Raw genomic sequence first — 19,930 nt, 5'->3', positions numbered from 1 at the left:
TAATATGCCAGTTGTATAGTACATTCAGATTGGTAGTTCATAATTTATGCTGGCTATCCTACATTTTCCATTACCAACCGTGGGAAAGTATGTTAATATTAATTGGAGTAGCTAGTAATCACTTTTTTCTTTTATATTCTTAATTCTTTTAATAGTCTTTTGGATTATTTAATAGGAAAGAGGGTATTAGAGTAAGAGAGTGGTTTTTATGCTGCTCTACAACCAACCAGCATTTACGCTTACAAACACACTAGAGGAGGAAATTATTTAATGAAATCTCAAACAAAAAAGAAGTACAGCAAGTATCTAACAGGTGTAGCATCAGCGGCATTAGTAGCATCAGCGGTGGCACCAGTTGTCAGTGCTGCAGACTTCAATGACGTTGCGGACACTAACTCACACAAGGAAGCAATTGATGCACTAGCAGCAACAGGTGTTATCAATGGTTATCCGGACGGTTCATTCAAGCCTAATAAAACTTTAACTCGTTCCGACGTAGTGAAGTTAATGGGAAAATGGCTTGTATCACAAGGTTATTCAATTCCGACAGACTATAAAACTAACCCACGCTTCACAGACTTAACATCGAAGTCTAATGACGAACTGTTGCAATCAGCAGCAATCGTAAAGGATAACGATGTATTTAGAGGATATGAAGATGGATCATTAGGCGCGGCTGGTTCTATTACCCGTGAAAATATGGCGGTTGTATTAGTTCGTGCGTACGATTCAGTTAACAAAACGAGCCTATTAAAATATGTAAAAGAACAAGAATTCGATAGAGATGTTAAAGATTTGAACAAAGCGAAAGCTGAAGCACGCACTGCAATCGATGTATTAGACTACTTTGACATTACGAACCCAGCTGCACCAAACTTCAGACCGAAAGAAACAACGACACGTGCACAATTTGCTTCATTCCTATATAAAACTATTCAAGTAGAAGTACCAGGAACTCCAGCTCCAGAAGTATCTGAAATCACTTCTGTTACAGCAACTGGCGAAAAGGAACTTGAATTAGTTGGTAAGAACTTACACACGTTAAAAGCAGAGCAATTAAAAATTGAAGGAAATGAACTGGCTTCATTTAAAGCGAACGAAGACGGTACAAAAGCGACAATCGAATTAAAAAACGAACTGACGTCGGGTAAAGAAATGACTCTTCACTTGACGACAAAAGCAGAAGTTGAAGGCGAAGAAGATGTAGTTACTTCTTATAAGTTCACGTATGAGTTAAAAGTAGAGAAAGTTACAGCTACTACTACTCAAGTAAATGCTGGTACTGCTGGTCAGAAGTTAGCGTTTAACGTTGACGGTAAAGCAGTTGATATGAAGAAATTGACGGATGCTGGTTATAAAGTTACGTTCCAGTCTACTAATACTGGTGTATTCTCTGATCAGGCAACTGGTACGTTGGAGTCACTCGATGCGGGTACAAAATTCTCTTATAAAGTAATCATTACGGATAAAGATGGAAAAGCTATCGAATCAGAATTAGTAGATGTTAAAGTAGTAGACTTCGCTAATACGGTTTCAGAGATTAGTAAAGTGACAGTTATGCAAGGTGATGTAAAAGTTGAGAGTGGGAAAATCTCACTTGAAGATGGCATAGTTGATGTGAAAGTTGACGAAGCTATTACACTAACTGGAGCAACACAAAAGAATCCAACCGCAACATTCACTTCTTCTAATCCAAGTGTAGCAACAGTCACTTCTGCTGGACAAGTTACACCGATCAGCGCGGGCGAAGTTACGATTGTAGCAAAAGTTGGCGATGTAACAAAAGACATAAAGCTTACAGTAGGTGTAGGTAAGCGCGTGGCAAGCAGTGCTACATTATCATCAACAGAGACTAAGTTGATACAAGGTACTACTCAAGGAACAAATGTAGTAGTTAAAGACCAATATGGTGATTTGTATGCTGGTGATATAACTGTCGAGTCAAAAGACGCTGAGATTGCTACTGTGTCTACAACTCCTTTAAAAGTGACAGAAGGTAAAACTACTGTAAACGTGACAGGAGTAAAAGCTGGTACAACAACTGTCCAAATTAAATCTGGCGATACGGTTCTAGGCAACATTGCAGTTGCTGTATCGGACGATGTAACACCAGCAACTAAAAAGTTGGAAACATCTTCCGCTTCAGATGACTTAACAATTGATGCTATTGCCGGTTCAAAAGATGGCTCTGTAGAATTAGCTTGGAAACAGTACAACAGCCAAGGATTTTACGTAAGTGACGACAAAATTGGAACTGAGTATCAAGTGACTTCATCCAATCCGAATGTTGCAACAGTTACAAAAGATGATGCAACAGGTAAACTAACTGTTGTTGCTAAAGAAGCAGGAACTACGAATATCTTGATTAAACAAGGAGATATTACAAGAGCGACTGCTACGATCACTGTAGTGAACTCAACTCCATCGATTTCTTCAGTAGAGTTTAAAGAAACGAAACCTGTTATCACTTCAGGAAACTTTGAAATGCAAGTAGTAACTGGCGATGGAATTAAATTAACTTCATCAGAAGCTACTCCACTAATGAAAAATGACGGCACTATTTATATGGTAAACGAAGGCGCTGAAATCAAATTAGGTACGATCGCAGCGGTCTATTCTGGCGATGCTGCAGCTGTTACTGATTTGAATATAGACGGTGGTAAACTTTCAGGTAAAGCGAATGCAGGTGCACAAGGTACAATCGTAGTAAGCGTGAAAAAAGCTGGACAATCTAGCGCGATTGCTACTAAGCAAATCGAAGTTAATGTTCCAAAATAATTAAAATATGCTATTCACAATAGTAAACTAACAACACTCCAGCCCTATTCCTTGAAGACATTCAAGGAATAGGGCTTTTTACGTTTAGTCAGCTACTTATCAAGGGTACAGGTAAAATACAAACAATCAGAAAGGAGTGGAGCTATGAATTGGTTAGAAGGAATTAATTTCACAACTTCATTGGTAGTTCTCATCGTCTTGGCGATCCCCATCAGTATGGGAATTTTCCTATACTTTTTTGATCGCAGTCAAAAGCAGCATGCGATCTTGCGCAACTACCCGATTTTGGGCAGAGTACGCTATATGTTCGAGAAAGCGGGACCAGAAGTCAGACAATATTTATTCAACGATGATAATAGTGGAAAACCATTTAGCCGGGAAGAATATTTACATATGGTGATGCCGGGGAAGTATTTGAACAGTATCATCGGTTTTGGATCTAAACGAGACTTTCAAGAGCCTGGTCACTATATTCGTAATGCCATGTTCACGAAACAGAATGAAGAAATGCGTGTGGATAATGATAGTCTATTAAACACTATGCGCTATGAGGTGGATACAGACAATTTATTCTCGCGTAAAGAACATCGTGAGGAAATTACAACATTGCCTTGGTTGTTACCTGAGGAAGATGCAATTGTATTAGGTCCAAATTGTCAGCATCCATTTGTTGTGCGTAGCTTATTAGGTCAGTCCGGAATGAGTTATGGGGCACTCGGAGACCATGCAATTACTGCACTATCTAAAGGTATTGGTATGGCTCAAGGTGCATGGATGAATACAGGCGAGGGTGGTGTATCAGACCATCACTTAGTAGGTGGAGCAGATATCATTGCGCAAATCGGGTCAGGTTTATTCGGCTTCAGAACAGAAGATGGGCAGTTTGATTTGGAAAAAGTAAAAGAGAAAGCAAAAATTCCACAGATTAAGGCATTTGAAATCAAGTTGGCTCAAGGAGCAAAAATGCGTGGGGGACATGTTGAAGGAGAGAAAGTCACAGAAGAGATTGCGGCTATACGAAATGTGAAAGCTTATACATCTATCAACAGTCCAAATCGTTTTAAACAGTTCCACGATTATCCAACTTTATTTTCCTTCATTGAAGATATTCGCCATGCAGGTGGTAAACCGGTTGGTATCAAAATAGTTATTGGAGGGAAGCAAGATGCGGAAGAATTAGCGTCTTATATGTCTGAGACAGGCATGGGTCCTGATTTTATCTCACTTGACGGAGCAGAAGGTGGGTCAGGGGCTACCTATCAAGATTTAGCGGATAGTGTAGGCTTACCCCTTCGTTCGTCACTTATTCTACTTGATGATGCGTTGCGTAAGTTTGAAGTGCGTGATCAAGTGAAAATCATTGCATCAGGGAAAATTATCACACCTGATAAAGCGGCAATTGCATTGGCTTTAGGTGCAGATTTGATTCAAGTGGCACGTGGTTTCATGATTTCAGTAGGATGCATCATGGCAGAGCGATGCCATACGAATACTTGCCCAGCTGGTGTCGCAACAACGGATAAGAGTCTACAACGAGCACTTGTTGTAGAAGAGAAGAAGTTCCGTGTGACCAATTATATTTTGACAATGAGGGAAGGATTGTTCCGTGTAGCTGCAGCTGCAGGACTGGACTCTCCAACCAAGTTTGAACGACATCATGTAGTGTATAAAGACGAGCGTGGAAAAGTCCATTCAATTGAGTGAAAAAACGACCTGATGAATGTTCATCGGGTCGTTTTACTGATTATAGTCTTCTGAAACTATTGAATTTAGATTTCCAGTATGGATTGTTTAGGCTGACAACTTCTGACTTCTTGCCACCTGCATGAACAAATTTATTGTTTCCCACATAGATTCCTACATGCGAAATCCCTTTGCGGTATGTATTGTGGAAGAATACTAGGTCTCCAGGTTTTGGCGATTTAATTTTTGCCGATTGGTTGAATTGTCCAGTTGTCGTTCTAGATACAGACTTACCATTTTTCTTGAATGAATACTGAATGAATCCACTGCAGTCGAATCCTCTAGTGGTAGTCCCACCGAAACGGTATGGGATTCCGCGCAAGTTCATTGCTGTTTTCACAACACCAGATCCGCCACCTTTAGTAGGAGAAGTTGCTGCTACTGCTTTGCCTGTAGATCTCTTTAATAGGGAACTGGAAACATATCCTCTTTTACCATTAACCTTTACTTTATACCATAATTGCTTACCTGCGTATTTTTGGTGTGTCAGTTGAACACGAGTTCCCTTTTTTAATGTAAAGACTCTTTTATGGTTTGTTCCAGCATCTGCTCGAACATTTGCATTATGTACTGTTATGTATGTACCATTCTTCGCTGTAGCTTTACTTGCGGCATCGGCTGTTCCGCCATTGAATCCCATAAACAGAACTGATGTCATCAAAATTGAACATAATAATTTTTTCACGAATGATTCTCCTCCAAAATAATGTTTATCGCTCTCTAGCTGCAAATAATATCTTACACGAGCTATGTAGTGTTAAACATTACGTTCATATTAAGAAGGAGTTACAAGAATGGTGCTTTGTAAACAGATTGTAACAAAGCAAAATAGCCTTCCTGTAGAAAGGAAGGCTTGTAGCGAATGAGATTACTTTCTAGGAAAAGAAGGAGGATCTTCTTCTACAATTTGTTCAGATAAGACAGCACGCTCTTCTTCAGAAGTAAGATCATTTGTCTGAATAGTCTCGTCTGACTTGGTTGACTTCAATACTTCAGGATGTGCAGCGTTTTGTAGTGGTTCATATCCACCATATGAGGGTTCAGATTCTATAGTTTTTGTCGTTCTAGAGGAATCGGTGATGGGTCTAGGCACAGGACTCGATAATCTGTCTGTTTGAAAAGTCTCGTCATTCGAATACACGCTGAGAGCCCATCCTTCATCTACATATAGCATCATGCCACCGTGTTGCACTTCTTCGTAATAGCGGTCTACCTGGGTCGTATCCATCCCGATGCCATACATCATTTGTTTGATATGATTTTCGCCTGTAAGGAAGTCCATAAAACGATCTGTCCACGTATCATATGCGGAGTACACGTCTGCTCCCGTTCTACTGCGCAGCATGGCTACATCGTTTTCATTTTTAGCGATTACATAAATATTGTCATCAAGATAACCGGTTTCTTTTAATTCCTCTATTTTGCTTAGAAGGTCAGCATCGTTGTAATACACACCAATAAATGTTTTGCTGATTAGTTCATCCATTGTATTGCCTCCCTCTTTATAGTTGCTCTACATAGTATACCCGTTTATTGTTCTTCAAAAACCTGCCGAACGTTGAAAAAGATTGGGGGATGGTATGTAAGATCAAGTGTAAAAAAAATCGTCTGTACAGAGTGAAGGAACTCTGCATCCACCTCCAAAATTTATCGCATGCATTCTACAATGGTCATTTCGAATAGAAACGAAGAAAAAGATTCATAATTGTGTCTGGTCATTTCGTTACATAACTCTTTAGCTGTACGTTTCATAGTATCGGTTTATTTGTTAAGGTTTTACAGATATGATAGGATACACAGTATAGTTAACAATAGAAAGGGTCGGTTTATCATGAGAAAAAGACAGCTATTGGCTCCGCTTAGTCTTTCACTTCTATTATTAGGAGCATGTAACGCGGATACTGAAAAAGAAACAGATGTAGACAAGGAACAAACCGAACCAGCTGAAAATGTCGTTAAAGATCCTATAGATAAATCTGAGACAACAGCTACTAATGATGAGTTAAAAGAGGAGTTTGGGAAAGAAGAAGGGGTATCAGAAGTAAGTTTGATTATTACTGAAGATGCAGGTGGCTTCGTCTTGCTAGACTTTGAAGTATCAGAAGACATGAAAAAAGAAGATGCTGAAAAAGTTAGTAAAAAATACTATGAACGTATTGAAAAAGAGTATCCAGAACATAGCATTGATATCCAAGCGCGTAAAAGCGGAGAAACATTTGTACAAGAAACAAAGGCAGTTAAATAATGAATGTAAAGATGCCGTCCTAACAATAGGGCGGTATTTTTATCGGTAATACTAATTGATATGTTAGTGAATGCGAATCAGTATAATATAACAATAGACGAGGCGAAGTAAAATCTCCTCTATTTCTATTTTGATCCAAGGCAAAAGCTTGCCCGTGCCACATACAAGTTTTCACTATAGAAATATCTGATAGTAGTTTGGATGTGTACTTTGCATCAAATGATGGTAGATTTGAAGAGTATTAAGTGAATCAAATAATAATTATCGTTGCTATGCAGTTGGTTACTTTTTGATTAGCTTACCGCTTCATAAATTTAGTTAAATTGTTAGAAAAGAATCATTGCGATACAATAATAGAATCTATAGATAGAGAGTGGGGAATTCATTTGGGAAAAAAAACAGCTATTGTACATTCAGCTATAGAAGTGTTTAAAGAACAGGGGATTGAGAAGACTAAAATTTCGGATATTGTTAAGCGTGCAGGGATTGCGCAAGGTACATTCTATTTATATTTTCCGTCAAAACTCTCTTTAATGCCTGCGATTGCCGAGGTAATGGTGGCCAAGACGATGGATGTGGTCAAACTCACTGTCGATCACGACGCATCATATGCCAAACAGTTCGAGCAGATGGTAGATGCAATATATGAAGTGAATAAAGAATACTATGAAATATTGGCTGTTATATATTCCGGCCTAGCTTCAACTGAGCATATTCGCGAGTGGGAATCGGTGTACGCGCCATTTTATGAATGGATTAGCGAAAAACTTGAAGCCGCCAAAAAAGCAGGAGCGGTTCGTCAATCGATCAAACCTGACCGGACGGCGAAGATTATTATTGGTCTTATCGAATCGACTGCTGAGCAAGTATTTCTTTATGCTCAACATGATGAAAGTGAAGCGGATAGACAGAAAGAAGAAGTCCTCGATTTCCTATCTCATGCACTGCAATTTCAAACAGTGGAAGGTTAACATAGCCAAATGTTAGCTTTTATGATAAAATGAATGATAGTCAGTCATAAGGACGACGAAAATTAAATTGGAGCGGATAGTATGAGTAAAGCGTGGCTATATGTCGCATTAACTAGCTTTTTTGAATTAGTATGGATCTTTGGATTTAACACAGCGACTCAATGGTGGCATTGGATAGTGATCATCGGCTTTATATTTGTGGATTTTCATTTCCTCACGAAAGCTTGTGAAGGTTTACCAACCGGGACGGTCTATGCGATATTCGCTGGAATCGGAACAGTCGGTACATCATTAATGGACGTCATGTTCTTCGGTGAACATATTAGTATAGGGAAGATCTTCTTCATTTTCATTCTAGTTATTGGTGTAGCGGGATTGAAGGTAGCGGATGGTCTGGATGAAAAGAAAGCGCTGAAGGGAGTGGAAGGCGATGGGGTGGATTCTAGTATTTTTGGCGGCACTAAGTGAGTTTGCCGGTGTCATAGGGCTGAAGAAATTTAGTGAAAATAAAACATGGACCAATGGCTTACTATACTACGGAGGGTTCGGTATCGCGTTCTACTTTCTTTATAACTCCTTTAAGTTTTTGCAAGTCAGTACAGCGTATGCTGTGTGGATTGGTGTAGGTACAGCTGGTGCCGTACTCATCAATATGCTGTTCTTCGGTGAATCGAAGAGTACAGGTAGAGTAGTGAGTCTCATACTCATCGTCATCGGAGTAGTTGGACTAAAAGCGTTATCATAAAATATATCTCCTTTCTTATAGAAGGAGGTGTACGTATAGAATGGAAAACGGACATGCCTATGTTAACAGGCATGTCCGTTTTATTGTATCCGAAAGATCAGCTACTGAGTTTTATCGATTCCAAGGCACGTTTACGTATCTCGCGTTCTAACATTTGGATGAACTCCAGATTTAGATGATACTTTTGGGCTTGTTGATAGGAATAGAGTAGCATTTGATCCGATAAATGTAACACAGTAGAACCGCCTCCTTTGGGATGAATTGATTGTAATCAGTCTGCATGCTTCTCTCTTGATGTTATATCTTACTTTACCAAATTTTCATAAAAAGAACAAGCGTTCTAATTGTCCACAATGCTAGTGGGTAATCTGTGGGTAATATGTGAATGGTTTACATAAACTACTAAGATACGCGGTGTATAATGTGTATAGAGTTATGAACAAAATATAAATGTCGAATGCTGTCGAGCGAAACTTATCATACACTACTAGTATTCTGCATAATTAATGAATACGTATCGCCCCTTTGAATAGGTATAGTAGAGTGTTAGTTACAATCTGCAGCAATTGATAAACGGATGGATAAGCAAAATTGAATAAAATAAAGCAAGAACTCTATTTCATAATATTTGTAATAAAAGGATCGTCATAGGAAGGACAAGCATGGCCTTCTATTTGTAGAATAAAGATTTTACCTATATTTTCTTCTATTTAATGAAAGTAACAAGGCCAAATAAAAAAATAAATTAAGATATTTTGATATGCAATATATCGCTATATACAGGGTATGTAAGCGTATTCAGATGTTTTAAATTAGTCACAATTAACGAAAAACTTTAAAAATACGGTTGACCTTTATTCATATACAAGATATGATTACAGCAATCTAGTTCATAGCGGTGAATTATTCACTAGCTGTTCAGAATATTCAACTGAATGAAATTAATGTAATTAGCAATTGATTCGTTCAATTAGTTTAGGAGAGATTGCAAATGAGAAGTGACATGATTAAAAAAGGAATCGATCGTGCACCACATCGTAGCTTACTATATGCAGCTGGTGTTAAAACGAAAGATATGAACAAACCATTTATTGGAGTGTGTAACTCTTATATAGATATCATTCCAGGACATATGCATTTGAACAAATTCGCGGAAGTAGTTAAAGAAGCAATTTGGGAAGCGGGCGGCGTACCGTTTGAATTTAATACAATTGGTGTAGATGATGGAATCGCAATGGGACATATTGGTATGCGTTACTCATTGCCAAGTCGTGAGCTAATTGCAGACTCAGCAGAAACAGTCATTAATGCACACTGGTTTGACGGAGTCTTCTATATACCTAACTGTGACAAGATTACACCGGGCATGTTAATGGCTGCTGTTCGCACAAATGTCCCTTCTGTATTCGTTTCTGGAGGACCGATGGAAGCGGGTGTTTCTGCAACAGGTGAGACACTTTCATTAACTTCGGTGTTCGAAGGCGTTGGAGCTTACAAAAGTGGTAACATGACAGCTGAAGCGTTGCTCGACATTGAACAAAATGCATGTCCATCATGTGGATCATGTTCAGGCATGTTCACTGCGAACTCTATGAACTCTCTAATGGAAATGCTCGGTATGGCTCTTCCAGGAAATGCGACAATCCTTGCAACTTCAAATGAACGCCATGTACTAATCAAAGATGCAGTGAAACACTTGATGAATTGTATCGAAAAAGATATTAAACCAAGAGACATCATTACAAAAGAAACAATCGACGATGCATTCGCACTCGATATGGCAATGGGTGGTTCTACTAATACAGTTCTTCACACATTAGCGATCGCGCACGAAGCAGAAATTGATTACAACATTGAAGATGTAAATGATGTAGCTAAACGAGTACCTTATTTATCGAAGATCATGCCAGCATCTGATTATTCTATGCATGATATTCATCTAGCCGGTGGTGTGAGCGCAATTATCAATGAATTGTGTAAAATCGATGGTGCGATCCATAAAGACCGTATTACGATCACTGGTAAAACGATTGCAGAAGATGTCGCAGGACATGAAATTACCAATACAGATGTCATTCGAACGAAAGATAATCCACATAGTCCAGTAGGCGGTCTGTCTATTCTATTTGGTAACATTGCTCCTGAAGGTTCTGTCATTAAAGTTGGGGCAGTTGATCCCTCTATCAAGGAATTCAGAGGAGAAGCGATTGTCTTTAATTCACAAGAAGAAGCCCAAGAAAATATTGATAATGACACGGTAAAAGCAGGCCATGTAGTCGTCATTAGATATGAAGGTCCTAAAGGTGGACCGGGAATGCCGGAAATGCTAGCACCGACCTCAGCAATTATGGGGAAAGGGCTTGGTAAAGAAGTTGCTTTAATTACCGATGGTCGTTTCTCTGGGGCATCGCGAGGTATTTCTATTGGACATATCTCACCAGAAGCTGCATCCGGAGGGCCGATTGCACTTGTAGAGAACGGAGATATTATCGACATTGATCTGACAAACCGTACGATCGAACTGGTAGTATCTGATGAAGTTCTTGCAGAACGGCGCCATGCACTGGAACCATTCGAACCAAAGATTAAAAAAGGCTATCTTGCTAGATATTCTCAACTAGTCACTTCAGCAAGTACTGGTGGAGTTATGAAAATTTAATATACAAAACGTTGATGAGGTTAAAGTAGATAGAAAATGTATTCACAGAGAGCCGGCGGTGCTGCGAGCCGGTAATACAGCTATTTGCGACATCCCCTCGGAGTGGATTGCTAAAAGGTATACCGATTAGGCAGTCCCGGGCTCGATATTCGGGCTCGTTAGCAATGAGAAAGTATAGCTTCGGCTTGCTTTTTCATAAGGTGACAATTGTCACGAACTAGGGTGGTACCATGAAAGCTTTTTCATCCCTATGTAAAGAGAGAAGAATTCTTTGCGTGGGATGAAAAGGTTTTTTTTTAGGTGAAAATGTCAGTGGCCAGTATAAATATAGTGGAAAATTGTAAGGAGGAGTTCAGTATGAGTGCTGAAGTACAAGAAAAACAGACTGCATCTATGCCAACGGAACAAGCTAAGAATAAACCTATGGATGGTTCTGCAATCTTGATTCAATCGCTTAAAGAACAGAATGTAGAAGTAATCTTTGGATATCCTGGAGGAGCTGTTCTCCCAATCTATGATGCATTATATAACGATCCGATTCCCCATGTGTTAGCACGTCATGAGCAAGGCGCAATTCATGCGGCAGAAGGATATGCGAGAGTATCCGGAAAAATTGGGGTAGTCATTGCCACATCTGGTCCTGGCGCAACGAACTTAGTAACGGGAATTACAGATGCCATGATGGACTCACTTCCATTAGTAGTTATTACAGGCCAAGTAGCAACCACTGTTATTGGATCGGATGCTTTCCAGGAAGCGGATATCATAGGGATTACTCAACCTATTACTAAACATAACTATCAAGTACAAAGTGTAGCGGACATTCCACGTATTATGCGTGAAGCTTTCCATATTGCTTCTACTGGAAGACCAGGACCAGTCGTTGTCGACGTTCCTAAAAATATCGCAACAGATATTTTCGTTCCTGTCGAAAAAGAGAGTAAAGAAGTGAATTTGCCTGGCTATCAGCCAACTACTACGCCGAATTATCTGCAAATTCAAAAAGCTTCGAAAGCTATCTCTGGTGCGAAAAAACCTATGATCCTTGCAGGTGCAGGTGTACTCCATGCAGGAGGAACAGCCGAGCTGAAGGAGCTTGTCGAAACGCATCGTATTCCGATCGTGAATACATTACTTGGCTTAGGTACAATTCATGGAGAACATGAACTATTCTACGGAATGGCTGGCATGCACGGTACAGCAACTGCCAACTACGCACTTAGTGAATGTGATTTATTACTCAATGTCGGTGCTCGTTTTGATGACCGTTTAACAGGTAACTTGGACGCATTCCTGCCAAATGCTCGTGTGATTCATATTGACATCGATCCGGCAGAGATTGGCAAAAACGTTGAGACTGAAATTCCAATCGTAGCTGATGCGAAAGAAGCATTAACCGCGTTGCTGAAGGCAGATTTCAAATCACCGGATACAGCAGAATGGATAGGCTATTTAAATGGTTTAGCAGACAAATATCCGCTTTGGTATCAAACAGATGAGGAGGCTTTATTACCTCAACAAGCACTTGAGATCATACATCGGATTACAAATGGTGATGCAATCGTCACGACAGATGTTGGACAGCACCAAATGTGGACTGCTCAATATTACCGTTTTAATAACCCCGACAACTGGGTAACGTCAGGCGGATTAGGAACGATGGGCTTCGGCTTCCCAGCGGCAATCGGTGCACAACTTGCTAGACCGAAAGATCGTGTAATTGCAGTGGTTGGAGACGCAGGTTTCCAAATGACAGCACAAGAGCTTTCGCTTCTTCAAGAAATGCGTATTCCGGTAAAAGTCATCATTTTGAATAACGGTGCACTTGGTATGGTACGTCAGTGGCAAGAGACATTCTATGAAGAACGTTACTCACAGTCACTAGTTCCAGTACAACCGGATTTCATTAAATTGGCTGAAGCATATGACCTGAGAGGGTATCGAATTCACAATTTAGAAGAAGCCGAAAAAGTATTTACAGAAGCACTATTATCTGACGAGCCGGTCTTGATCGATTGCCGAGTGAAACAACGTGAAAACGTCTATCCAATGGTGGCTCCAGGTAAAGGATTACAAGACATGATTGGAGTGAGTCCTCAGTGAAACGAATTATTACAGTAACAGTAATTAATCAGAGCGGGGTATTAAACCGTGTAACGGGACTGCTAATGAAGCGTCAATTCAATATTGAAAGTATGACCGTCGGCGCTACGGAACAGCCAAACAGATCCAAGATGACATTCCAAGTTCACGTAGAAGATGAGAAGAAAATTGAACAACTTGTAAAACAGCTGCAAAAGCAGATTGATGTTATTACAGTGAAAGATATAACAGACAAAGCAATCGTGTTACGTGAGTTAGCGCTAGTAAAGGTCATCTCACCACCACAGATTCGCTCTGAAATGAATAGTATTGTGGAACCTTTCCGACCGATAATAGTTGATTCCGGAAAGAATGTAGTAACGTACCAAGTAACGGGTGACCCAGATAAAATCGAAGCGTTTATCGATTTGCTGAAACCATATGGCATCAAAGAATTAACACGAACTGGCGCAACCGGCTTTGCCCGCGATATGCAAAAAGTTCAAGCACCACAGCTGTCAATTTTGAAACAGTAAAACACACACACACTTAGGGGGAAATTAAAATGACAAAAATGTATTATAACCAGGATATCAATGAAGGACTATTAGAAGGTAAAACTATCGCAATCATCGGATACGGTTCACAAGGGCACGCACACGCGCGTAACTTGAAAGATTCAGGCTTTAACGTAGTAGTAGGTGTTCGTGCTGGAAAATCATTCGATCAAGCACAAGCGGACGGTCTTGAAACACTTTCAGTAAAAGAAGCTTCTGAAAAAGCAGATTTGATCATGATCTTACTTCCAGATGAAAACCAAAAAGCAATCTACGATGCAGAAATCGAACCAGCTCTTGCTAAAGGTAAATCATTGGTATTCGCTCACGGTTTCAACGTACACTTCGGTGAAATCAAACCACCTGCTGATGTAGATGTATTCTTAGTAGCTCCAAAAGGACCAGGACACCTTGTACGTAGAACATTCGAAGCTGGTGGCGGAGTTCCTGCACTATTCGCAGTTTATCAAGACGTATCTGGCCAAGCAAAAGACGTAGCCCTTGCGTATGCAAAAGGCATCGGATCTGCACGTGGCGGCGTTTTGGAAACAACTTTCGAAGAAGAGACAGTTACAGATCTATTCGGAGAGCAAGCAGTACTTTGTGGAGGATTGACTTCATTAGTTAAAGCAGGATTTGAAACATTAGTAGAAGCTGGATACCAGCCTGAACTAGCTTATTTCGAAACATTGCACGAAACGAAACTAATTGTTGACTTGATGTATGAAGGCGGAATGGCTGGAATGCGTTATTCCATCTCAGACACTGCAGAGTGGGGCGACTTCGTTTCTGGACCACGCGTAATCGATGCAGATACAAAAGCACGTATGAAAGATATTCTTACGGACATCCAATCAGGCAAGTTCGCAAAAGAATGGATTGAAGAGAATAAAAACGGACGTCCTAATTTCAATGCAATCGAAGAAGCAGAAGCTAAGCACCAAATCGAAGAAGTAGGACAGAAGCTTCGCTCTATGATGCCATTCATCAACGAAGGAGCTAAATCAAAAGAGGAAGAAGTGGTAGCGAGTGAGAAAAATTGATCTTTTCGATACAACTCTTCGCGACGGTGAGCAATCTGCAGGTATTAATTTAAATACAGTAGAAAAGTTAGAAATCGCTCGTCAGCTAGAAAAACTTGGGGTAGCAGTTATTGAAGCAGGATTTCCTGCTTCATCCCCAGGTGATTTCGAAGCCGTTCAACGCATTGCCAAAACAGTAAAGAATTCCACTGTTACAGGCCTTGCTAGAGCCATGAAGAAAGACATTGATATATCATGGGAAGCATTACGAGGCGGAGAACAGCCACATATCCATGTGTTTTTAGCCACATCACCGATTCATATGGAATATAAATTGAAGAAATCTCCAGACGAAGTAGTGGACATTGCCGTGGATGCGGTCAAATACGCCAAACAGTATTTCCCACTCGTTCAGTGGTCGGCAGAAGATGCTTTCCGTTCTCATAAGGAATACCTGGTACGTATTATTAATAAAGTAATTGAGGCAGGAGCTACAACCATTAATGTTCCCGATACTGTAGGCTATGCAACACCTGCAGAATATGGCGCTCTATTTAAGTACTTGAAAGAGAACGTAACAGGAATAGACAACGTTAAGCTTTCCGCTCACTGTCATGATGATCTTGGAATGGCCGTTGCAAACTCTATTGCAGCAGTTGAGAATGGTGCAGATCAAGTGGAATGTACGATTAATGGTATCGGAGAGCGTGCAGGTAATGCAGCATTAGAAGAAATTGCTGTCGCCATGCACATCCGTAAAGATTTCTACAACATGGAAACTGGAATCAACCTAAAAGAAATCAAAAAAGCTAGTCAGCTTGTTAGTCGTTTGACAGGTGTAGTCATCCAGCCAAACAAAGCAGTTGTCGGTAAGAATGCATTCGCACATGAATCTGGTATTCACCAGGACGGCATGCTGAAAAACCGTGAGACATACGAAATTATTACACCGGAATTAATCGGTGAAACGGATAGGCCACTAGCGCTAGGTAAACACTCCGGGCGTGCTGCGTTCAAAGATCGGGCAATTACGATGGGGTTTGAACTGACTGATCACCAATTAAATGAAGCGTTTGATAACTTCAAAAAATTAGCGGACCGTAAAAAGGAAATTACAGAAGACGATTTGTTTGTTCTATTCACAGGACAGCAATTGGCTGATACGGATACACCAATTTACGAATTGCATAATGTTCAAGTTCAATATGGAACGAATAATATTCCGACTGCTACCGTGACAGCGACAGTGCCTAGCGGGGAAACAGTTACAGTGGCAACGACTGGTGCAGGTTCTGTTGAATCTATTTTCAACGCACTGGAATTGGCCGTTAAAGGTGAAGTACTCATTCTGGATTATCGTGTAACATCGATCGGTAAAGGCCGCGATGCACTGGGAGAGGCAGTAGTCAACTTAAGACATAACGGACTTGAGCTTACAGGCCGGGACGTAGCGCAAGACGTATTAGAAGCGTCTGCAAAAGCTTATTTGAATGCTATCAATCGTCAACTAGTTCGCGAACAATTGCGGAAAGAAGAGTTAATAAAATAAGCAACATATGTCAAAGGGATAGAGTATTCGATCGAGTGATACGAGATTGATCAAGGAGGAGAAGTTCTATGGAAAAGAAAGTAGCAGTATTACCCGGAGACGGCATAGGCCCCGAGGTAGTAGCAGAGGCAGTCAGAGTATTGGAAGTGATCGGCAGACGTTTTAACCATACATTCCATACAGAATATGGACTAATTGGTGGAGCAGCGATTGATGAAAAGAATAATCCACTTCCTAAAGAGACAATCGAGTTATGTGAGTCAAGCGACGCCATTCTTCTAGGAGCAGTGGGTGGTCCTAAATGGGATCAGAATCCATCTGAATTACGACCGGAAAAAGGGTTGCTTGCGATACGTAAACATTTCGATCTATTTGCAAACCTTCGACCTGTTGCAGCTGTGCCTTCTTTGATCCAAGCTTCTCCTTTAAAAGAAGAAATCGTCAAGGAAGTCGATATGATGATTGTTCGGGAATTAACTGGAGGTCTATACTTCGGTAAACCGAGCCGTCATACAGATCAATCAGCTGTTGACACGCTTGTATATACACGTGAAGAAATCGAACGTATTGTCGACAAAGGTTTCGAGTTGGCTCGCCTACGTAAAGGCAAAGTAACTTCTGTGGACAAAGCGAATGTGCTCGAATCCAGTAAGCTTTGGAGAAAGATTGTAGAAGAGAAAAAAGCGCAGTATCCAGATGTGGAAGTAGAGCATCAGTTAGTGGATTCCGCAGCAATGAAATTAATTACAAATCCCGCCTATTTCGATGTAATCGTTACAGAGAATATGTTTGGAGATATTTTGAGTGATGAAGCGTCTGTAATTACAGGATCACTTGGATTATTACCTTCAGCGAGTGTCCGTTCAGATGGTTTAGGTTTATACGAGCCAGTGCACGGTTCAGCACCGGATGTAGCAGGGCAAGGGATAGCAAATCCAGCAGCGACAATTCTTTCTGTCGCAATGATGTTGAAGTATTCATTTGGATTAGAAACTGAAGCGACAGCCATTGAAAAGGCTGTTAATACAGTATTCGAAGAAGGTCACTTTACAGCAGATTTGGCTGGCAAAGACCAACGTTCATTAACGACTAAAGAATGGACAGATAAGATTGTAGATGAATTAGATCTTCAGTTCGTTTCGAATAGTATTATGTATTCGTATATTTAAAAAAATAACGCTGTCTAAGTCTCGACATGCACATGAGGGCATACCGAAACTGGTGCGCCCTTTGTGTGTAGGTAGGGATCAGACTGACGTGTTGAAACAGATGCCACACATTATTATGGTAATGGCTTGGAAGGGGAAACAATTATGGCTAAAACAATTATTGAAAAAATATGGGATGAGCATATTGTGTACGAAGAAGAGGGAAAGCCGGATCTATTGTATATTGATCTACATCTGATTCATGAAGTCACATCACCGCAGGCATTTGAAGGATTACGTCTCGCAAATCGCAAAGTGCGTCGTCCGGATCTTTGCTTTGCGACGATGGATCACAACGTCCCGACAAAGAACTTACCGGTAATCAATGACCCGATTGCAAAAAAACAAATCACGACACTTCAAAAAAACTGTGAAGAGTTTGGTGTGCAATTGGCAGATATGCAACATCCAGACCAAGGTATTGTGCATATTATCGGTCCTGAGTTAGGATTGACACAACCAGGAAAGACGATTGTTTGTGGTGATAGCCATACATCAACACACGGTGCGTTTGGAGCCATTGCGTTCGGTATCGGCACAAGTGAAGTAGAGCACGTATTATCTACGCAAACATTATGGCAAAGTAAACCGAAAACGATGGAGATTCGCGTAACAGGCAAAATTGGGTTTGGCGTAACAGCTAAAGATATTATTCTCGCGATCATTTCAAAGTTTGGAATTGGCGTGGGTACTGGACATATTGTCGAGTATACAGGAGAAGCAATTCGTGGACTTACAATGGAAGAACGTATGACCATTTGTAATATGTCAATAGAAGCAGGGGCGAAAGCTGGTTTAATTGGCCCCGATGAAACAACAATCAATTATTTGCGTGGTCGTCGTTATGCACCGCAGGGCGAAGAATTCGAAGCGGCAGCAGGGCGTTGGCTCGCATTGAATACGGATGAAGATGCAAAATATGATCAAGTGCTTGAAATTCATGCAGATGAAATCGAACCATTCGTAACGTGGGGAACGAACCCATCGATGGGATCTGGAATATCGGCTAACATCCCTACGACTGCAGACTATGTATCCGAAACTGATAAATCTGCACTTCGTTCTGCAATGGAGTATATGGGACTTGAAGAAGGAATGGCGTTAACTGATATTGAAATTCAGCACGCATTCATTGGTTCATGTACAAATGCGCGTCTTAGCGATTTGGAAGCAGCGGCGAAAGTGGTAAAAGGTCAACATGTTCATCCGACTGTGACTGCAATTGTTGTACCTGGTTCACGTACAGTGAAAAAGCAGGCAGAAGAGATCGGACTTGATAAGATCTTCCTGGACGCTGGTTTTGAGTGGAGAGAGTCGGGATGCAGTATGTGCTTGGCTATGAACGATGATGTAGTACCAGCTGGCGAACGTTGTGCTTCTACATCCAACCGGAACTTTGAAGGACGCCAAGGTGCAGGCTCACGCACACATCTAGTCAGCCCATCCATGGCTGCAGCGGCTGCCCTACATGGACATTTCGTAGATGTTCGTAAAATCGAAGCAGCTGTGCAAATTTGAGGAGGGTATTCAGATGGAACCAATTAATAAAATAGAGAGTGTACTCACTCCTTTAGATAAAAATAACGTAGATACAGATCAGATCATATCCAAGGAATTTTTGAAACGTATTGAGCGCACTGGTTTCGGGAAATATTTATTCTATCACTGGCGTTTTAATGCAGATGGTACAAAAAATGAAGAGTTCGTGTTAAATGATCCTCGATACGATGGTTCAACTATCCTAGTTGCACATGATAACTTCGGTTGTGGATCATCTCGCGAACACGCACCTTGGGCAATTTTGGATTACGGATTCCGAGTTGTTATTGCACCAAGCTTTGCAGATATATTCTATAGTAATTGCTTCAAGAACGGCATTTTACCGATTAGGCTATCTGTTGCAGAAATTGATGAGTTTCTACAAAAAGGGAAAAAAGCCCCGTATACATTAACAGTGAGTCTCGAGGACCAGACTGTAGCAGGTGAGGATGGTTCGGTGTATAGCTTTGATATTGATCCGTATAATAAAAAGATGTTGTTGAACGGGTGGGATGAGATTTCCCTGACCTTCCAATATGAAGATAAGATTACAGAGTACGAACAAAAACATGCATAACTCAAAACAGTTCATCGCTTACTTAGCATGAACTGTTTTTTCGTGTGGGCATAAATAGTGAAGGTAAAGTGTAAAATTTTGAAACTATTTCTATTTTTCTACGTCTGTACGCTGCGGTTACAATGAATTGAAAAGTAGCCTAAGTACGTATCACAGCTTTACAGTATGGAGTATTCTTCCTTTACAATGAAAGCCCAAATGAAATGTTTGGTATGCTATAATTGTCGAAGGAAACTACATACTAAAATCAAGAAA

16 protein-coding genes, 1 pseudogene and 1 other annotated feature are annotated in these 19,930 nt (G+C 40.5%); of the genes and pseudogenes, 14 read left to right on the top strand and 3 right to left on the bottom strand.

All coding sequences use genetic code 11. The features are described 5' to 3' along the window. Window positions 1-270: 270 nt before the first annotated feature. Window positions 271-2,778, top strand: coding sequence for an S-layer homology domain-containing protein (locus CSV73_RS12335; RefSeq protein ID WP_099627736.1), 2,508 nt, complete (start codon window positions 271-273; stop codon window positions 2,776-2,778). A 144-nt stretch (window positions 2,779-2,922) separates the two neighbouring features. Next, window positions 2,923-4,482 carry an FMN-binding glutamate synthase family protein gene (locus tag CSV73_RS12330; protein WP_085132917.1) on the top strand — a complete coding sequence of 520 codons (1,560 nt, stop codon included), beginning with the start codon at window positions 2,923-2,925 and terminating at the stop codon, window positions 4,480-4,482. A 40-nt stretch (window positions 4,483-4,522) separates the two neighbouring features. Here CSV73_RS12330 and CSV73_RS12325 read toward each other — a convergent pair whose 3' ends face one another. After that, window positions 4,523-5,206, bottom strand: coding sequence for a C40 family peptidase (locus CSV73_RS12325; protein ID WP_232319158.1), 684 nt, complete (start codon window positions 5,204-5,206; stop codon window positions 4,523-4,525). A gap of 183 nt (window positions 5,207-5,389) precedes the next feature. Further along, window positions 5,390-6,007 (bottom strand): YflT domain-containing protein, encoded by a 618-nt coding sequence (locus CSV73_RS12320; RefSeq protein ID WP_099627735.1) that lies wholly within the window; start codon window positions 6,005-6,007, stop codon window positions 5,390-5,392. 345 nt (window positions 6,008-6,352) lie between these two features. Here CSV73_RS12320 and CSV73_RS12315 point away from each other — a divergent pair, with 345 nt between their 5' ends. The 4 genes from CSV73_RS12315 to CSV73_RS12300 all read left to right on the top strand — a co-directional run bounded on the left by CSV73_RS12315 (window position 6,353) and on the right by CSV73_RS12300 (window position 8,482). Further along, window positions 6,353-6,766 carry a cation transporter dimerization domain-containing protein gene (locus tag CSV73_RS12315; protein ID WP_099627734.1) on the top strand — a complete coding sequence of 138 codons (414 nt, stop codon included), beginning with the start codon at window positions 6,353-6,355 and terminating at the stop codon, window positions 6,764-6,766. A gap of 386 nt (window positions 6,767-7,152) precedes the next feature. Beyond that, window positions 7,153-7,737 (top strand): TetR/AcrR family transcriptional regulator, encoded by a 585-nt coding sequence (locus CSV73_RS12310; protein ID WP_085132920.1) that lies wholly within the window; start codon window positions 7,153-7,155, stop codon window positions 7,735-7,737. An 81-nt stretch (window positions 7,738-7,818) separates the two neighbouring features. After that, the gene (locus tag CSV73_RS12305) at window positions 7,819-8,205 is read left to right on the top strand and encodes a DMT family transporter (protein WP_099627733.1); all 387 of its coding nucleotides are present in this window, start codon (window positions 7,819-7,821) and stop codon (window positions 8,203-8,205) included. Continuing rightward, window positions 8,168-8,482 (top strand): DMT family transporter, encoded by a 315-nt coding sequence (locus CSV73_RS12300; RefSeq protein WP_099627732.1) that lies wholly within the window; start codon window positions 8,168-8,170, stop codon window positions 8,480-8,482. Before CSV73_RS12305 ends, CSV73_RS12300 begins: the two co-directional genes overlap by 38 nt. A gap of 169 nt (window positions 8,483-8,651) precedes the next feature. Here the strand turns inward: CSV73_RS12300 and CSV73_RS16755 are convergent. Continuing rightward, window positions 8,652-8,696, bottom strand: a pseudogene (locus CSV73_RS16755) (hypothetical protein); the annotation flags it as partial. A gap of 777 nt (window positions 8,697-9,473) precedes the next feature. Here CSV73_RS16755 and ilvD point away from each other — a divergent pair. The 8 genes from ilvD (at window position 9,474) to leuD (ending at window position 19,675) form a co-directional block, all read left to right on the top strand. Further along, window positions 9,474-11,141 (top strand): dihydroxy-acid dehydratase, encoded by a 1,668-nt coding sequence (gene ilvD, locus CSV73_RS12290; protein WP_085132924.1) that lies wholly within the window; start codon window positions 9,474-9,476, stop codon window positions 11,139-11,141. A 2-nt stretch (window positions 11,142-11,143) separates the two neighbouring features. Next, window positions 11,144-11,394, top strand: a binding site (T-box leader). Window positions 11,395-11,498: 104 nt separating this feature from the next. Further along, on the top strand, window positions 11,499-13,244 hold the full coding sequence (gene ilvB / locus CSV73_RS12285; protein WP_099627731.1) for a biosynthetic-type acetolactate synthase large subunit: 1,746 nt from the start codon (window positions 11,499-11,501) through the stop codon (window positions 13,242-13,244). After that, window positions 13,241-13,759: an acetolactate synthase small subunit gene (gene ilvN / locus CSV73_RS12280; RefSeq protein WP_085132926.1), complete on the top strand. Its 519-nt coding sequence runs from the start codon at window positions 13,241-13,243 to the stop codon at window positions 13,757-13,759. The genes ilvB and ilvN overlap by 4 nt, the downstream gene beginning before the upstream one ends. Window positions 13,760-13,788: 29 nt before the next feature. After that, the gene (gene ilvC / locus CSV73_RS12275) at window positions 13,789-14,823 is read left to right on the top strand and encodes a ketol-acid reductoisomerase (protein ID WP_085132927.1); all 1,035 of its coding nucleotides are present in this window, start codon (window positions 13,789-13,791) and stop codon (window positions 14,821-14,823) included. Then, window positions 14,810-16,351, top strand: a complete 1,542-nt coding sequence (locus CSV73_RS12270) for a 2-isopropylmalate synthase (RefSeq protein ID WP_085132928.1) — start codon at window positions 14,810-14,812, stop codon at window positions 16,349-16,351. The genes ilvC and CSV73_RS12270 overlap by 14 nt, the downstream gene beginning before the upstream one ends. Window positions 16,352-16,419: 68 nt before the next feature. After that, entirely contained in the window at window positions 16,420-17,520 is a 1,101-nt protein-coding gene (gene leuB, locus CSV73_RS12265) for a 3-isopropylmalate dehydrogenase (RefSeq protein WP_085132929.1), read from the top strand. Window positions 17,521-17,664: 144 nt separating this feature from the next. Next, window positions 17,665-19,077, top strand: a complete 1,413-nt coding sequence (leuC, locus tag CSV73_RS12260) for a 3-isopropylmalate dehydratase large subunit (RefSeq protein WP_085132930.1) — start codon at window positions 17,665-17,667, stop codon at window positions 19,075-19,077. Between the two features lie 13 nt (window positions 19,078-19,090). After that, window positions 19,091-19,675, top strand: coding sequence for a 3-isopropylmalate dehydratase small subunit (leuD, locus tag CSV73_RS12255; protein ID WP_099627730.1), 585 nt, complete (start codon window positions 19,091-19,093; stop codon window positions 19,673-19,675). Window positions 19,676-19,930 lie beyond the last annotated feature (255 nt).

Origin of the sequence: Sporosarcina sp. P1 (assembly GCF_002743155.1) — a bacterium.
Lineage (GTDB): Bacteria > Bacillota > Bacilli > Bacillales_A > Planococcaceae > Sporosarcina > Sporosarcina ureae_B.
This window is presented reverse-complemented; position numbering and strand designations above follow the sequence as displayed.

Excerpts from the sequence above, each read along its gene's own strand:
- CSV73_RS12330 (WP_085132917.1), top strand. The coding sequence starts at position 2,923 with ATGAATTGGTTAGAAGGAATTAATTTCACAACTTCATTGGTAGTTCTC.
- ilvD (WP_085132924.1), top strand. The coding sequence starts at position 9,474 with ATGAGAAGTGACATGATTAAAAAAGGAATCGATCGTGCACCACATCGT.
- leuB (WP_085132929.1), top strand. The coding sequence starts at position 16,420 with ATGGAAAAGAAAGTAGCAGTATTACCCGGAGACGGCATAGGCCCCGAG.
- CSV73_RS12335 (WP_099627736.1), top strand. The coding sequence starts at position 271 with ATGAAATCTCAAACAAAAAAGAAGTACAGCAAGTATCTAACAGGTGTA.
- ilvB (WP_099627731.1), top strand. The coding sequence starts at position 11,499 with ATGAGTGCTGAAGTACAAGAAAAACAGACTGCATCTATGCCAACGGAA.
- CSV73_RS12320 (WP_099627735.1), bottom strand. The coding sequence starts at position 6,007 with ATGGATGAACTAATCAGCAAAACATTTATTGGTGTGTATTACAACGAT.
- CSV73_RS12300 (WP_099627732.1), top strand. The coding sequence starts at position 8,168 with ATGGGGTGGATTCTAGTATTTTTGGCGGCACTAAGTGAGTTTGCCGGT.
- leuD (WP_099627730.1), top strand. The coding sequence starts at position 19,091 with ATGGAACCAATTAATAAAATAGAGAGTGTACTCACTCCTTTAGATAAA.
- ilvC (WP_085132927.1), top strand. The coding sequence starts at position 13,789 with ATGACAAAAATGTATTATAACCAGGATATCAATGAAGGACTATTAGAA.
- CSV73_RS12305 (WP_099627733.1), top strand. The coding sequence starts at position 7,819 with ATGAGTAAAGCGTGGCTATATGTCGCATTAACTAGCTTTTTTGAATTA.
- CSV73_RS12315 (WP_099627734.1), top strand. The coding sequence starts at position 6,353 with ATGAGAAAAAGACAGCTATTGGCTCCGCTTAGTCTTTCACTTCTATTA.
- leuC (WP_085132930.1), top strand. The coding sequence starts at position 17,665 with ATGGCTAAAACAATTATTGAAAAAATATGGGATGAGCATATTGTGTAC.